The sequence below is a fragment of the Streptomyces sp. NPDC002853 genome, from assembly GCF_053591915.1.
The window spans coordinates 321,933-336,980 of sequence record NZ_JBSFUS010000007.1; the positions used below are offsets into that span (position 1 = coordinate 321,933).

11 protein-coding genes are annotated in these 15,048 nt (G+C 70.4%); 8 read left to right on the forward strand and 3 right to left on the reverse strand.

Translation table 11 applies throughout. The features are described from left to right. Window positions 1–40 precede the first annotated feature (40 nt). On the forward strand, window positions 41–814 hold the full coding sequence (locus ACWD02_RS21005; protein ID WP_451212779.1) for an alpha/beta fold hydrolase: 774 nt from the start codon (window positions 41–43) through the stop codon (window positions 812–814). A 21-nt stretch (window positions 815–835) separates the two neighbouring features. On the opposite strand, the gene ACWD02_RS21010 is transcribed toward ACWD02_RS21005, so the two are convergent. Next, entirely contained in the window at window positions 836–1,990 is a 1,155-nt protein-coding gene (locus tag ACWD02_RS21010) for an acyl-CoA dehydrogenase family protein (RefSeq protein ID WP_451212782.1), read from the reverse strand. A 113-nt stretch (window positions 1,991–2,103) separates the two neighbouring features. Here ACWD02_RS21010 and ACWD02_RS21015 point away from each other — a divergent pair, with 113 nt between their 5' ends. After that, window positions 2,104–2,715 carry a TetR/AcrR family transcriptional regulator gene (locus ACWD02_RS21015; RefSeq protein ID WP_451212785.1) on the forward strand — a complete coding sequence of 204 codons (612 nt, stop codon included), beginning with the start codon at window positions 2,104–2,106 and terminating at the stop codon, window positions 2,713–2,715. A gap of 26 nt (window positions 2,716–2,741) precedes the next feature. Here ACWD02_RS21015 and ACWD02_RS21020 read toward each other — a convergent pair whose 3' ends face one another. Beyond that, window positions 2,742–4,202: an aldehyde dehydrogenase family protein gene (locus ACWD02_RS21020; RefSeq protein WP_451212788.1), complete on the reverse strand. Its 1,461-nt coding sequence runs from the start codon at window positions 4,200–4,202 to the stop codon at window positions 2,742–2,744. A 364-nt stretch (window positions 4,203–4,566) separates the two neighbouring features. On the opposite strand from ACWD02_RS21020, the gene ACWD02_RS21025 reads away from it, so the two are divergent. After that, window positions 4,567–5,460, forward strand: coding sequence for an oxygenase MpaB family protein (locus ACWD02_RS21025; RefSeq protein WP_451212791.1), 894 nt, complete (start codon window positions 4,567–4,569; stop codon window positions 5,458–5,460). 99 nt (window positions 5,461–5,559) lie between these two features. Here ACWD02_RS21025 and ACWD02_RS21030 read toward each other — a convergent pair whose 3' ends face one another. Next, window positions 5,560–7,086 (reverse strand): M1 family metallopeptidase, encoded by a 1,527-nt coding sequence (locus tag ACWD02_RS21030; RefSeq protein ID WP_451212794.1) that lies wholly within the window; start codon window positions 7,084–7,086, stop codon window positions 5,560–5,562. A gap of 203 nt (window positions 7,087–7,289) precedes the next feature. Between ACWD02_RS21030 and ACWD02_RS21035 the strand changes: the two genes are divergently transcribed. The 5 genes from ACWD02_RS21035 (at window position 7,290) to ACWD02_RS21055 (ending at window position 14,960) form a co-directional block, all read left to right on the forward strand. Next, a complete protein-coding gene (locus ACWD02_RS21035; protein ID WP_451212797.1) occupies window positions 7,290–9,251 on the forward strand; it encodes a Xaa-Pro dipeptidyl-peptidase in 1,962 nt (653 codons plus the stop codon). Next, window positions 9,248–10,549 carry a M14 family metallopeptidase gene (locus ACWD02_RS21040; protein WP_451212800.1) on the forward strand — a complete coding sequence of 434 codons (1,302 nt, stop codon included), beginning with the start codon at window positions 9,248–9,250 and terminating at the stop codon, window positions 10,547–10,549. The genes ACWD02_RS21035 and ACWD02_RS21040 overlap by 4 nt, the downstream gene beginning before the upstream one ends. Before the next feature lie 133 nt (window positions 10,550–10,682). Then, window positions 10,683–12,347, forward strand: coding sequence for a BCCT family transporter (locus ACWD02_RS21045; protein ID WP_451212803.1), 1,665 nt, complete (start codon window positions 10,683–10,685; stop codon window positions 12,345–12,347). 240 nt (window positions 12,348–12,587) lie between these two features. Then, window positions 12,588–13,619, forward strand: coding sequence for an oxidoreductase (locus tag ACWD02_RS21050; protein WP_451212806.1), 1,032 nt, complete (start codon window positions 12,588–12,590; stop codon window positions 13,617–13,619). A 150-nt stretch (window positions 13,620–13,769) separates the two neighbouring features. Next, entirely contained in the window at window positions 13,770–14,960 is a 1,191-nt protein-coding gene (locus ACWD02_RS21055; protein WP_451212809.1) for an NAD(P)/FAD-dependent oxidoreductase, read from the forward strand. Window positions 14,961–15,048 lie beyond the last annotated feature (88 nt).

Here is a 15,048-nt window from a genome sequence, read left to right on the forward strand (position 1 = left end):
CCGTCTGGCCACCGGGCCGGACCCACGGCACGCTCGCACCATGGAACTCATGGTGCCGGTCAAGGACGGCGAAGTGTGGGCGCAGGACTCCGGCGGCGCGGGAATGCCGCTGGTCCTGCTGCACCCGGGAGTCGCCGACTCCCGGGTCTGGGACGGGATCGTGCCGCGCCTGGCGGAAGGACGCCGGGTCATCCGCTACGACGCGCGGGGTTACGGCAGGTCTCCCGTCCCCACCGCGTCCTTCTCGCTCGTCGAGGACCTGAGCGCCGTCCTCGACCACTTCGACGTCGCACGGGCGTTCCTCGCGGGGTCCAGCATGGGCGGTGCCACCGCCATCGGCATGGCGCTCGCCGACCCCGCCAGGGTGGCGGGACTCGCGCTGCTCGTCCCCGGGATCACCGGCAACCCGGACTTCGTCATGGAGGAGTTCACCGCCGAGGTGGGCAGGCTCGCGGAGGCCGGCGACATGGACGGCATCGTGGCTCTGGTGAGGCGCACGTCGGCCGCCGCGGGGGCCGGGGACGACCCCGCGGCGGCGCTCATCAGGGAGGTGATCCCGTCCTGGTTCGCCGTTCACCCCCACCACGTGCCCGACCCGCCGGCCTTCGACCGCCTCGGTGAGCTGAACGTGCCGTGCGTGCTCGCCCTGGGGGAGCACGACGACCCCGAGGTGGTCCGCTGCAACGAGCAGATGGCGGCACGCATCCCGGACTGCCGGCTCGTGCGGCTGCGGGACAGCGACCACTTCCCGACCCTGCGCGAGCCCGACGCGGTCACCGACCTCGTGCTCGAGGCGTACGCGGCCGCCCGCTGAGCGGAGCGGCGGGGGGCCGGCTCACAGTCCGTAGCTCTTCCCGATGATGTCCCGCTGGATCTCACTGGTGCCGCCGTACACCGTCGACACCACCGCGGCCCGCAGATGCCGCTCCATGTCGTACTCGGTCGCGTAGCCGTAACCGCCCATCATCTGCATGCCTTCGAGGGCCGCGCGCTTGGCCGTCTCGGTGGCCTTCAGCTTGGCCATCGAGGCCTCGCGCGGGAAGAGGCGTTCCGGCTCGGCGTCACACCTCGCCGCCACGTCGAGGACGAGTAGCCGTACGCACTCGATCTCGGTCGCCAGATCCGCGATCCGGTGCCGCAGCGCCTGGAAGGAGCCGACCGGCCGCCCGAACTGCTCGCGCCCGCGCACATACGTGAGCGTGTCGTCGAGGATGCGCTCCGCGAGCCCCAGCATGTTCGCCGCCAGGAACAGCCGCTCCGCGTTGAGCCCCGCCATCAGCTGCGGCCACGCCCTGCCCTCGACTCCCACCACCGCGTCCGCCGGCAGCCGGACATCCGTGAAGTAGACGTCGTTGACCTCGCGGCCGCCCATCGTGGAGATCCCCCGGATCTCGATCCCCGGGGTGTCCGCGGGCACATGGAACATGGTCAGGCCCTCGTGCCTGGGCCCGCTCGCGTCCGTGCGGGCGACCAGGAGGATGTACGAGGCCAGGTGCGCGTTGGAGATCCATGTCTTGTGCCCGTTGATGGACCACCCGCCGGCGCCCGGGTCACCGGAGCGTTCGGCCCGGCAGCGCAGCGCCGCCACGTCCGACCCGGCGTCCGGCTCCGACATCGCGATCGAGAGGACCTGCCCGGCGACGGCCCCGCCCACCGCCACCTTCTTCTGCGCCGCCGAGCCGAACCTCTCGTACGCCTTGGCCGTGATGACGGAGGTGACGAAGCCGCCCGCGGGGACCAGGCCGCGCGCCGTCTCGCGCAGGAAGAGGCAGGCGTCCGTCATGCCGCCGCCCGACCCGCCGTACTCCTCGGGCAGACACACCCCCAGCCAGCCCAGTTCGGCCAGCTTCGCGTAGAGGGCGGGGGAGTGCGGGCCGCCCGACTCCCCGGTCAGGGCGTCGCGCTGCTCCCGGGTGCCGCACTCGCGCTGCGCGAAGTCGCGGAGCGCGGCGGTGAAGTCGAACTGCTCCGAGCTGAGGCGCTGCGTCATGGAACCCTCCTGGTCTGGGCATAGTTACAAAGAGCGTGAGTTAGTGTCCATGTAGCCACGGGGAGTTGGCGCCGTAGCTGTGGTTGAGTGCGTGGGGACGACGGGGAGGGCTCATGGATTCGATGATGGAGCGCGCGCTGGACGCGGCGCCGCCGCCCGACGCCCTGACCGAGCAGATACTCGACGCGGCGCGCGAACAGTTCATGACGTTCGGCCTGCGCCGCTCGACCGTCGACGACGTCGCCAAGCGCGCCAAGGTCTCACGCGTCACCGTGTACCGCCGCATCGGCAACAAGGAGGCGCTCGTCTCCGCCTGCCTGCTGCGCGAGTACCGCCGGTTCGTGGGGGAGGTGGACGAGGCCGTCGCCCCGCTCCCGACGATGGAGGACCGCATCGTCGAGGGCTTCGTCGTGGTGCTGCGGCACATCCGCGAACACCCGCTCATCGGCGGCCTGATGCGCCTGGAACCGGAGACGATGCTGCCGTTCCTGACGCTGGAAAGCGGCCCTGCCTTCCTCGCGATGCGCGGATACCTCACGGACCGGCTGCGCCGCGCGCAGCGGGCCGAGGGGAAGGAGGAAGGTGATCCGACGCCGGTGGCCGAGCTGATGGTGCGGATCACGGTCTCCTTCCTGCTCAATCCGGTGAGCTGCTTCGCACTCGAAGAGGACGACCACGTACGGGACTTCGCGCGCCGTTACCTGGTCCCGCTGCTCGGCAGCTGAGCACCGAGAGTCGGTGAACGGGCGGCCTAGAGCCGGGTGTGCAGCCTGCGCCCCAGTTCCACCGCCCGCGCCGTCTTCTCCCGCGCGGTCGTGAACGACGTCAGGTCCGCGTACGGCGCGAACCGCTTCACCGTCACCGAGCGCGGCACCGCGAACGCCCGCAGCCCCTCGGCGCCGTGTATCCGGCCGTACCCCGACTCCCCGGTGCCGCCGAACGGCAGCGCGGGCACAGCCGCGAACCCGAGCACCGAACCCACCGACACAGCGCCGGAGTTCAGCCGCGCGGCCACCGCGAGCCCGGTCCTGCGCGACCCGGTGAAGACCGCCGCGCCCAGCGCGTACGCCGACGCGTTGGCCCGCCGTACGGCCTCGTCCAGATCGCGCACGCGGTTCACCGCGACCACCGGGCCGAAGGTCTCCTCCGTCATCGCGGGCGAGTCCTCGGGCACGTCCACCAGGACGACCGGATGCACATAGGGTCCGCGCACGGCCTCGGGGCCGCCGAGCGGCGCCCGCGCCCCCGCGGCCAGGGCCTCCTTCATGTGACGCTCCACGACGCCGAGTTGGGCGGGCAGCGTCATCGGCCCGTAGGTCTCCCCGGCGCTGAGCGAACGCGCCCTCTCGACGATCAGCGAGCAGAGCCTCTCGTGCACGGACTCGACCGCGTACACCCGCTCCACACCGGCGCAGGTCTGCCCCGCGTTGGCCATCGCGCCCCACACCACCGCGTCCGCGGCCGCCGTCAGGTCGGCGTCCGCGCCCACGATCACCGCGTCCTTGCCCCCGCACTCCGCGAGGAGCGGCGTCAGCGACCGCGCGCACACCTGGGCCACCTTGCGTGCGGTCCCCGGTGATCCGGTGAACGCGACCTTGTCGACACCCGCCTCGGCCAGCGCCTGCCCGGTCGACCCGGGCCCGGTCACCGTCTGGAACAGCCCCGCGCAGTCCGGCACGGCGTCGTCGAACGTCGACGCCAGTAACACCCCGGTGCCCGCCGTCAGTTCGGACGGCTTGTAGACGACGGCGTTGCCCGCCGCGAGTGCGTAGCCGATCGAACCCATGGGGGTGTAGACGGGGTAGTTCCACGGACCGATCACCCCCACGACGCCCAGCGGCCGGTAGCCGAGCAGCGCCCGCTGGTGGACCGAGAGCAGCCCCGAGGGAACCCGGCGCACCCGCAGCACGCCGTGCGCGTGCCGGGCCGCCCAGTCCAGGTGGACCAGGGACAGCAGCACCTCGGCGCGCGCGTCGTGCTCCGGCTTGCCCGTCTCGGCGGCGACCGTCCCCGCGAGCTCGTCCATCCGCACGGCGAGCGACCGCTTCCACTTGAGCAGCCGCGCACGGCGGCCCGACCAGCCGAGCCCCGCCCAGACGGCGGCGGCGCCCCGGCCGCGTGCGACCGCGTGCGCGATGTCGTCGGCGCCGTGCACCGGGTGCTCGCCGACCGGTTCGCCGGTGGCGGGGGAACGTACGAAGAAGGTGGTCATGCGGCACTCCAGGGATGTGACCGGGGTACGGGCAGTGCGGGCCGACGCTGCCTCAGTACGGTGTAGCGGACCTCGGCGGCGTCCACGAGTACCTGACCGGCCGTCACTGGCCTCAACTTGCCCCCGCGCCAAGCCATTTGATGCCCTTCCTCCGCTCGGTGTGTCAAAGTTACAAGAACTATCGACTTGTATCGCCGGACGCGTCAACACCGCTGCCGCGGGTCACCGCCGGACGGGAGATGCGGGACGGGTGCGGGCCGCCACCCCTGTGGATGGCCGTGACCTGGGCAGTCGCATACTGGAAGACGTACAAACCGGGCACCGACCGGCGGGGCCCGCCGCCCCGAACCCTGGGAGCCGTGTGATGCCGGACCGCCGCCAGACTCCCGAGCCGCCCCCGCCCGGCGGGATCCTGTGGGACATCGCGGGCGACGTCCGCGCCCTGCTCGCGCTGCCCGCCGCGCTCACGATGCAGGTCGCGCACCCCGCGGTGGGCGCGGGTGTCGACACGTACTCCGTCTTCCGGACCGACCCCTGGGGGCGCGGCGAGCGGTCGCTGCGGTCCCTGCAGACCTGGGTGTACGGCGGCGAGAGCGCGGCCGAGGAAGGGCGCAGACTGCGTGACCTGCACAAACACATACAAGGCACGGATGCGCACGGCCGTGGCTACCACGCGCTGACGCCCGCTTACTACGCGTGGGTCCACGCCACCGGGTTCCCCGTCTACCACCACGCGCAGAAGTACCTGGGCCGCCCGTTCACCGAGGCGCAGGCGCGGCAGCTGTACGCGGAGTGGCTCCAGGTGGGCCGCATTCTCGGGATACGTGACCGGGACATGCCGCAGACGATCGAGGAGTTCTGGCCGTACTACGCGAAGATCCTCGCCGATGAGCTCGAGGAGACCGAGGTGGTCCGCGACCTCGTCGCCACGGACCGCCCGGTCCCGCCACCGGACCGCGGCCCCTACCTGCTGCGGGTGACGCTGCGCGCCCTGTGGCCGCTGCTGCTGCCGCCGCTGGCCCGCTTCCGGCGCTTCATCACGATCGGCCTGATGCCCCCGGACGCGAGGGCGGCCATCGGGCTGCCGTGGACGGCGGCGCAGGAGCGGAGGCTGCGCCGCCTCGGCGGAGTCGTGCGGACGGTGGTGCCCCGCCTGCCGGAACGCCTGCGCTACCTGCCGATGGCTCGCAGGGCTCGGGCGCACCGGGGAAGAACCACCGCCTCTGCCGAGCTCGTCCTCAAGCGCCGGACGGGCTGATTCCCCCACCCGCCGACCCACCCACCCTTCCCAGCAGCTCGCTGCCGGGTGATCAGGTGGGTGGGCGGGAAGCATCCGCCGCGAAGCGGCGGCTCAGTATCAGTGACCGGAACCGTGCCCGTGATCGTGGCCGCGACCGTGCCCGTGCACACCGTTCGTCGCAGCGATGGACTTCCACGACTTCGGTGCGGCCGGGACCGCCGAGGACCGAGCGATCCCCGCGCCCCGCGCGGCGGGAGCATCCGGCCGGGACGGCTGGAACAGCCACGCGTCGAAGAGCGAAGCCAGCGGCTTCCCGGAGACCTTCTCCGCGTACTTCACGAAGTCACTCACCTTCGCGTTCCCGTACGCGTGCTCCTTCGGCCACCCCTTCAAGATCGCCGAGAAGGACTTCTCGCCGATCTCGTTGCGCAGCGCCTGCAGGGCCAGCGCCCCGCGGTCGTACACGGCGATGTCGAACTGGTTCTCCGGACCGGGGTCGCCCGGCTTGACCTTCCAGAACGGGTCGTCGGCGGGGTGCTGCGCGTACACGTAGTCCGCAAGCTCCTGCGCCGTCCCCTCGCCCTCCTTCTCCGACCACAGCCACTGGCTGTACCGCGCGAAGCCCTCGTTGATCCAGATGTCCTTCCAGCCGTCGACGGACACGCTGTCGCCGTACCACTGGTGGGCCAGCTCATGGACCACGACGGACACGTTCGAGCCGTTCGCGAACTGCCTCGGGCTGTAGAACGGCCGCGTCTGCGTCTCCAGGGCGAAGCCGCTCGTCACGTTCGGGACGTACCCGCCAAGGGCGTTGAAGGGGTACTTGCCGAAGACCGTCTCCAGCCACTCGGCGACCTCGGTGGAGCGCTCGATGCTCGCCCGCGCGGCCCCCGCGTTGTCGCCGAGGTCCTTGCTGTAGGCGTTCAGGACGGGCAGACCGTCCGCGGTCTTGTCGGTCGTGATGTCGAACTTGCCGACGGCGAGCGTGGCCAGATAGCTGGCCTGCGGCTTGTTCGAGCGCCAGTTGTAGCGCGTCCAGCCGAGCTTCGAACTCTGCGACTGCAGTACGCCGTTGGAGATGGCCTGCGAACCGTCGGGCACGGAGACCGAGACGTCGTACGTCGCCTTGTCCAGCGGGTGGTCGTTGGACGGGAACCACCAGGCGGCCGAGTCGGGCTCCTGCGCCGCCACACCGCCGTCCGGCGTGCGCGCCCATGCGGTGAAGCCGTTGATCTTCACCTCGGACGGCTTGCCCGCGTAACGGACGACCACCGTGATCGGTGTGCCCTTGGGCAGTCCTGCCGCCGGAGTGATCTCCAGCTCCTGCTCGCCGGACTTCTTGAAGGCGGCCTTCTTGCCGTTGACGCGCACCTCGCTGACCTTCAGGCCGAGGTCGAGGTTGAAGCGGGAGAGGTTCTGCGTCGTGGTGGCGTTGATGGTCGCCGTGCCTTCGAGCAGGTCGGTCTTCGGCTGGTACTTCAGCCGCAGGTCGTAGTGCGAGACGTCGTATCCGCCGTTGCCGCTCGCCGGGTAGTAGGGATCGCCGATACCCGGCGCCCCAGGGGTGAAGTCGGCCGCCGATGCCGGGATCGCCAGCAGCAGGGAGGCCGCGAGCGCGCCCGGGGCGATGAGTCTGCGGTGCACAAGAGCTCCAAGTCGTACGCGTCGAAGGGGTGGATCCGTAGCTGGGTCCGACCATATTGAGCCCTTGGCCACGCGTCATGTCCATGGTCGCTACTGTCACACGATCGCCATTCGGCCGACATGTGCCAAAACGCCCCACGAACCTGTCATGCGTGTGTACGGCCCTCTGTCGCGCGGGAGTTGACCGGTGTACCTTCCGCGCCATGCCGATACGTGCGCGACGCACGCGCTTGATCTGGAGATCCCTGCCGGCGGCGGCCATCGCCGCCCTGCTGTCCACGCTCCTGACCCCGGGAGCCGCCCAAGGGGCGCCGAGCGCCCCACGTGAGAGCAAGCCCGTCTACTCGTACGAGAGCGCGATCCGCGAATCCGTCTGGGTCGACACGAAGATCGACGGTGACAGCGACGGGAAGACCGACCGGGTCGCCGTCGACATCGTCCGGCCCCGCGAACCGGCGCAGCACGGCCGGAAAATACCCGTGATCATGGACGCGAGCCCGTACTACTCCTGCTGCGGGCGCGGCAACGAGAGCCAGAAGAAGACGTACGACGCGGACGGCAACCCCGTCCAGTTCCCGCTCTACTACGACAACTACTTCGTCCCCCGCGGCTATGGATTCGTCGCCGTCGACCTCGCGGGAACGAACCGCTCCGACGGCTGCGTGGACGTGGGCGGCCGCTCCGACGTCCAGTCCGCCAAGGCCGTGGTCGACTGGTTGAACGGCCGGGCCCGCGGCTACACCACCCGCACCGGAGGCAAGAGCGCCAAGGCGTCCTGGTCGAACGGCGCCACCGGCATGATCGGCAAGAGCTACGACGGCACGGTCGCCAACGGCGTGGCCGCCACCGGAGTGCGAGGTCTCAAGACGATCGTCCCGATCGGCGCGATCTCCTCGTGGTACGACTACTACTTCGCCAAGGGCGCCCCGCTCTACGACAGCGGCCCCGAATGGCTCTCGGACTACGTGGAGAGCCCGGAGGCGAGGGCCCGCTGCGGCGCCGTACAGAAGCGCCTCGTCGACGAGGCGCCCCGCACCGGCGACTGGACCCGGCTGTGGAGCGAACGCGACCACACCCCGGACGCCGACAAGGTGCGGGCCAGCGTCTTCGCCGTACACGGCATGCAGGACCTGAACGTCCGGATGAAGCACTTCGGCCAGTGGTGGGACGCGCTCGCCGACGAGGGCGTCGACCGCAAGGTGTGGCTCAGCCAGACCGGTCACGTCGACCCCTTCGACTTCCGCCGCGGTGACTGGGTGCGCACCCTGCACCGCTGGTTCGACCACGAACTCCTCGGATACGACAACGGCATCGACCGCGAGCCGATGGCCGACATCGAGCGCGCACCCGGACGGTGGACCACCGACCGCGTCTGGCCCCCGCGCTCCACCGACACGGTCAAGCTCCGCCCCGGCAAGGGGACTTCGCCCGGCGTCGGCACCCTGGGGACGCGCCCCGGCTCCGGCACCGAGACCTTCACCGACGACCCGAACCTGAGCGAGACCGACTGGGCCGCACAGATCGACACCTCCACCCCGTCGAAGGCCGGGTTCGTCAGCCGACCCCTCGGCAGCGACCTGCGACTCTCCGGCTCCTCCGAGGTCACCGTCACCGCGACCCCGACGACCCGCACCGCCCACCTCTCCGCGGTCCTCGTCGACCTCGGCCCCGCCACCATCCGTGACTACGCGAGTGCCGGCGAGGGCATCACCACGCTTCCCGAGCGCACCTGCTGGGGCCCGAGCACCGGCGGCGACAGCTCCTGCTTCAAGGAGACGAAGGCGAAGACCGCCGACGTCGACCACACCGTCTTCAGCCGCGGCTGGGCCGACCTCGGCAACTGGGCCGACGACCACCAGGGCCGTCCCCTCACGCCGGGCAAGAAGCACACCATCACCCTCGACCTGGCCGCGAGCGACCACGTCGTGCCCAAGGGCCACCGCCTCGCGCTGATCATCGCGGGCACGGACAAGGGCCTCATCGACCCGCCGTCCGACACCCCGACGCTCGCCATCGACCTGTCCCGTACGTCGGCGCAGGTCCCGCTGGTGGGCGGCGCCGACGCTTTCCGCGCCACCGGAACCGTCACCGACCGCGACTCCCGTCTCGACGGCGTGGCCCCGCCGCGTCCGTTCCGCCCCGTACCTGGAGGCAGCACTTCATGAGCCCCCGCACCGGCCGCCTCAGGCCCCGTGTCCGCACCCTGGCGCTCGCCTGCGCCACCGCCGCGCTCGCCGCGCCGCTCCTGACGGTGCCCGCGCAGGCGACGCCGTCCCCGCCCCGCACCGGGTTCGAGGAGAGCAACGGCGCGCGCTGGACCAGTCAGCCCGAGGAGCAGAAGCTGCTCGCCACCGTCGACAAGGCGACCGACCGGGTCTCGGTGTCCCGCATCGGCACCACCAAGCAGGACCGGCCCGTGCAGCTGGTCCGCATCGGCGAACGCCCCACGAAGAACACGGTGTTGCTGATCTGCAGCCAGCACGGCGACGAGCCGTCGGGCCGCGACGCCTGCCTGTCGACCATCCGCGATCTGGCGTACGCGAAGGACAAGAAGACCCACAAGTTCCTCTCGCGCACCACACTCCTCGTCATCCCCACCGCCAATCCGGACGGCCGCGCCGCCGACACCCGCGGCAACTCCGACGGCGTCGACATCAACCGCGACCACATCTCCCTGCAGACCGCGGAGGCCCGCGCCATGGCCGCCGTCATCCGCGACAAAAAGCCCGACTCCATCTACGACCTGCACGAGTACGGCGCCACCCCGAAGTACTACGACAAAGACCTGTTCGACCTGTGGCCGCGCAACCTCAACACCGACGAGGCGGTCCACAAGGAGGCGCAGACCTTGTCCAAGGCGTACGTCAGGCCCGCCGCGGGCAAGGCGGGACATACGACGGGGACGTATGGAATCTGGACCGATCCGGTGACCGGTGAGCCCATCAAACAGACGGCGGGTGACGGTCAGGAACGCATCCTGCGCAACGTCTCCGGCATCAAGCACGCGGCCGGTCTGCTCATCGAGAGCCGCGTCGATCCGCTCACCGAGGCCGAGAAGAAGGACGAGGCGCTGAACAACCGGCGCCGCGTCACCTCTCAACTGGCGGCGCTGAAAGGCCTGTTCACCTACGCCGACGAACGGCGCGGACAGCTGGAGGCGGCCACCGGCGCGGCCCGCCTCGAAGGCTTCCGCGACCGCGGGCCCGTCTATGTCGGCGGCGCCGACAACGACCCCGCCGAGCCCGCCGAGGTGATCCAGGACCCGCCGTGCGGCTACCGGCTCGACGCGGGCCAGTTCGGCGACATCAAGGACGAACTCGCCCTGCACGGAGTAAAGGTCAGGAAGGACGGCAAGGGAGCCTACGTGCCGATGCGGCAGTCGGCGCGATCTCTCGTACCGTTGCTTCTCGACGAGCGCGCTGCCTACCACCTCGTCACAGGTTCGCCCGACACCAATTGTTGAGTGGTTGTTAGGTGCGTCACATGTGGTACTGGGTAGCGGACCACAGAGTTTGTACGAATGCGAAACCGTGAGAGGTGTACTTGTGACGCAAGACCAACAGAAAGCGGACGGCGGGGGAGGGGACGGACATCTGATGCACGCCGCTCATGGCGGCGCCCATCCCCAGACCGACCGCATCGTGTTCGGCGTGACCGCCGTGCTCACCCTGGCCTTCGTGGTCTGGGGTGCCGTGGCGACGGACTCGCTCGAGAGCGCCTCCACGAAGATGCTCAACGGCCTCATCCACAACGGTGGCTGGGCCTTCATGCTGGCGGCGAGCGGGTTCGTGGTCTTCGCGCTCTGGCTCGCCTGCAGCAGGTACGGAAAGATCACCCTCGGTGAGGAGGGTGAGGAGCCGGAGTTCCGCACCATCTCCTGGGTCGCGATGATGTTCAGCGCCGGTATGGGCATCGGCCTGATGTTCTACGGCGTGAGCGAGCCGCTCGCCCACTTCACCACGCCCCCGCCGGGCACCGATCCCGCCGACTCGGCGGCGAAGATGGAAACGGCGATGTCCACCACCCTCTTCCACTGGACGCTCCACCCGTGGGCGATCTACGCGGTCGTGGGTCTGGCCATCGCGTACAGCACCTTCCGGCGCAAGCGCAGGCAGACCATCAGCGCCGTCTTCACGCCGCTCATCGGCGAGAAGCGCGCGAACGGCGCCTGGGGCAGGGTCATCGACATCATCGCCATCTTCGCGACGCTCTTCGGCTCCGCCGCGTCGCTGGGCCTCGGCGCCCTGCAGATCGGCAGCGGCTTCGAGGTGCTCGACTGGATGGAGAACGCGGGCACCGGCCTGCTCGTCGCCATCATCGCCGTCCTCACGGTGGCCTTCGTGGCGTCCGCCATCTCCGGTGTGGAGAAGGGCGTTCAGTGGCTGTCCAACATCAACATGGTGCTCGCGCTGCTGCTCGTCGTGTTCGTCTTCATCGCGGGCCCAACCGTCATCGTCCTCGACCTGCTGCCGACCTCGATCGGCTCCTACCTCGGCGACCTGCCCCAGCTCATCGGGCGCACCGAGGCGTCGAGCGGCAAGGGTGTCTCGGACTGGCTGGGCAGCTGGACGGTCTTCTACTGGGCCTGGTGGATCTCCTGGACGCCCTTCGTGGGCATGTTCATCGCCAGGATCAGCCGCGGGCGCACGATCCGGCAGTTCGTCGGTGGCGTCATCCTGGTGCCGAGCACCGTCAGCCTCGTCTGGTTCGCCGTCTTCGGCGGATCGGCGATGAAGGTCAAGGAGAGCGGCGGTCTCGGTGGCGAGTCGACCCCCGAGGGCCAGCTCTTCGGCCTGCTGCACGAGTACCCGATCGCCACGGTGACGAGCCTGCTCGTGATGATCCTCGTGGGCATCTTCTTCGTGTCGGGTGCCGACGCGGCGTCGATCGTGATGGGCACGCTCTCGCAGAAGGGCGCGCTGGAACCCGGCAAGCTCGTGGTGGTCTTCTGGGGCGTCGTGACGGGAGCCGTGGCAGCGATCATGCTGCTCATCGGCGACGGGTCCGGCAACGCACTCCAGGGCCTGCAGAATCTGACGATCCTGGTCGCCGCGCCCTTCACCCTGGTGATGATCGGGATGTGCGTGGCCCTGATGCGGGACCTGCGCCACGACCCGCTGATCGTCCGCGGTGAGCACGGCACGGAGGCCGTCGAGAAGGCCGTGATCGCGGGCCACGAGCAGTACGACGGTGACTTCGAGCTCCGCATCGGCCCGAGCGACAACGGAGACGAGGAGGACAGCGGGGCCACCAAGGTCTGAGTTCATCCGCTTTCAGGAGGCGGCCGCTTCGTGTCCGAGGCGCGCCGCCTTCTGCGCGTCCTCGCACCCCCGGCACCGGCGGCGGAAAGTCCAGCCGCGTCTCGCCGCGTACGCCATCGACCATGCGTACGGCCGGTCCGTGCCGTCCGGCTCACTGACCGGCACCCCCTCCCCACGGGGAACGTGGCGGAATCCGTCATGCCGTGCTCACATCACCGCCCAGATGGGGATACTCACACCATGTCTGCCGAGTACGCGACTTTCGGTCTGGCACCGGCCATGCGCGCCGGTGGAGTTCTCGCCAACGGTGACTTCCAAGTCCACCGGGATTTCGTCGACTTCATCGTGAACGGGCGCCCGCTGCTGTTCCAGCTCTCCGACCTCGACGCCGTCTCCCCGCTCGCCTCCGACGTACCACCCGCGATCTTCACCCACCATGTACGCGGACTCCTCCTGGAGACCCGGGCACCGTTGCTCGACGACCGGCACGTCATCTACGGCTGTCCCGAGTGCGAGGGCCTGGACTGCGGAGCGGTCACCGCGGTCATCGAGCGGGCACCGGACGGCACCGACGCCTACGTATGGCGGGACTTCGCCTGGCAGACCGCCGACCGGGCCGACCTGCAGCTCAACGGCTATCACGGCATAGGGCCCTTCCGGTTCCAGGGAGCCGAATACCGCGAGGCACTGCGGCAGTTGCTGACCGCGGGCGAGCCGGCGCCGCGCCGCAGGGTGCTCCTCATCGGCGCCCGCGTCGCCGTCCTGGCCAAGCTCGCGGCGGCGCTGCGCACGATCGGAGTCGGCGCCGAGATCGCGGCGGACGCCGCGGGCGTGCCCCCGGACGAGTTGCGGACGTACGGGGCGGTGGCCTTCGGCCGCTCCGTCCCTGCGGTGACACGCGACGGGGTGCGGGCGGCCTTCGACGGGGCAGGACTCCGGGTCGCGTACGTCGACGGGCTTGCCCCGATCATCCCGCTCCTGGTCGCGCAGATAGAGCACGCCCTGGACCGCAGCCCGCTGGAACTGCGGCGTCTGACGCGGCTCGCGGCGGCCGACGGCTCGGCGGACGTGGAGATCACCTCGACGTGCCGGGTGCAGCTCGTCGCCTACCGCCTGGACCGGCTCTCCCGCACCCAGGTCCACGAGGTCTTCGACGGCGTCCTGGAACCGGGCGAGCACCGCGTCCGGCTCGACGCCAAGGCGACGAAGGGAGAATCGTTCGTGGTGGCCCGGACGACGGACAGCGTCCTGACGGCTCCGATAGTGAGATGATCCGAGAGTCTTCGACTTCTCCCCGAGGGGGCTGCGATTGTGTGACGTGGCTCACACCCCCGACCTGTCACGCCAGGGCCGGCGTGTTTGTCCCATGGGCGTCACCGACAAGACGCCCCCGAATCCGGGGCATGAGCGCGGGAGTCGAAGATGGAGACCAACCACCGGATCCTCGTCCTGGGCGGCGGCTACACCGGCATGCTGTGCGCCATCCGTCTGGCCCGCCGCACCCGGCGCACCGGCGTCCGCGTCACCCTGGTCAATCCCTCGCCCCGTTTCACCGAGCGGCTGCGGATGCATCAGGTTTTCGCCGGGCAGGAGTTGGCGGATCACCACATCGCCGATCTGCTCGACGGGACGGGCGTCGTGTTCGTCCGGGGCACGGCCACGGCCATCGACACCGCGGGCCGGGCGGTCACCGTCGAAACACCTGACGGGTCCGCCGAACTCGCCTACGACAGCCTGGTGTACGCCCTCGGCAGCGCCACCGACACGAGCACGGTCCCCGGAGCCGCCGAGCATGCCCACACCCTGAACAATCCGAAAAACGCACGCCACTTCGTGGAGCGTCTCGCCCAACTGGCCGCGACCGGAGGCTCGGTGAGTGTGTGCGGAGGCGGCCTGACCGGCGTCGAGGCCGCCACGGAGATCGCCGAGAGCCACCCCGGCCTGCGCGTCACGCTGATCAGTCGGAGCGAGCCCGGCCCGTTGCTGAACACGAAGGCGCGCGCCCACCTCCACGCCGCGTTCGAACGCCTCGGCATCACCCTTCGCGCCGGCTCCGCCATCAGCAAAGTCCTGCCCGGCGGGGTCGAGTTGGCCGACGGCGTGATCGTCCAGACCGACATGTGCCTGTGGACCACCGGCGTACGGGTACCGGCCCTGGCCGCGGACGCGGGCATCGCCGTCGACGAACGCGGACTGATCCTGGTCGACGCGACCCTCCGCTCGACCTCGCACCCGGAGATCCACGCGATCGGCGACGCGGCCGCCGTCCACCAGGCCTGGGGCCAGGTCCACGGCACCTGCCAGAGCGGCCTCCCCACGGCCGCGTACACCGCCGACGCCCTGGCCGGGCGGCTGCGTGGCAAGAGCGTCAAGCCGTTTCGCTTCGGCTACTTCCACCAGCCCGTCAGTCTCGGCCGCCGTGACGCGGTCATCCAGTTCACCCGCGCCGACGACACCCCGCGCCGCTGGTTCCTGCGCGGCAGGCCCGCTGTCGCCTACAAGGAGCTGATCAGCGGCAGTCCGGTCAAGATGTACCGCCTCACCAAGCGCGTCTACGTCTCCGCCTACTTGTCCCACGGCGGCCGCGCGACCCGGCCCGCGAGGGACGCGTGACGAGCCTCGCCACCAGTTCGCGGTCACCGCGATACGGGCGACCCGCCTCCGCAAGTGAAGGGGCCGGGCGAGGGCCGCGTACGCCTTG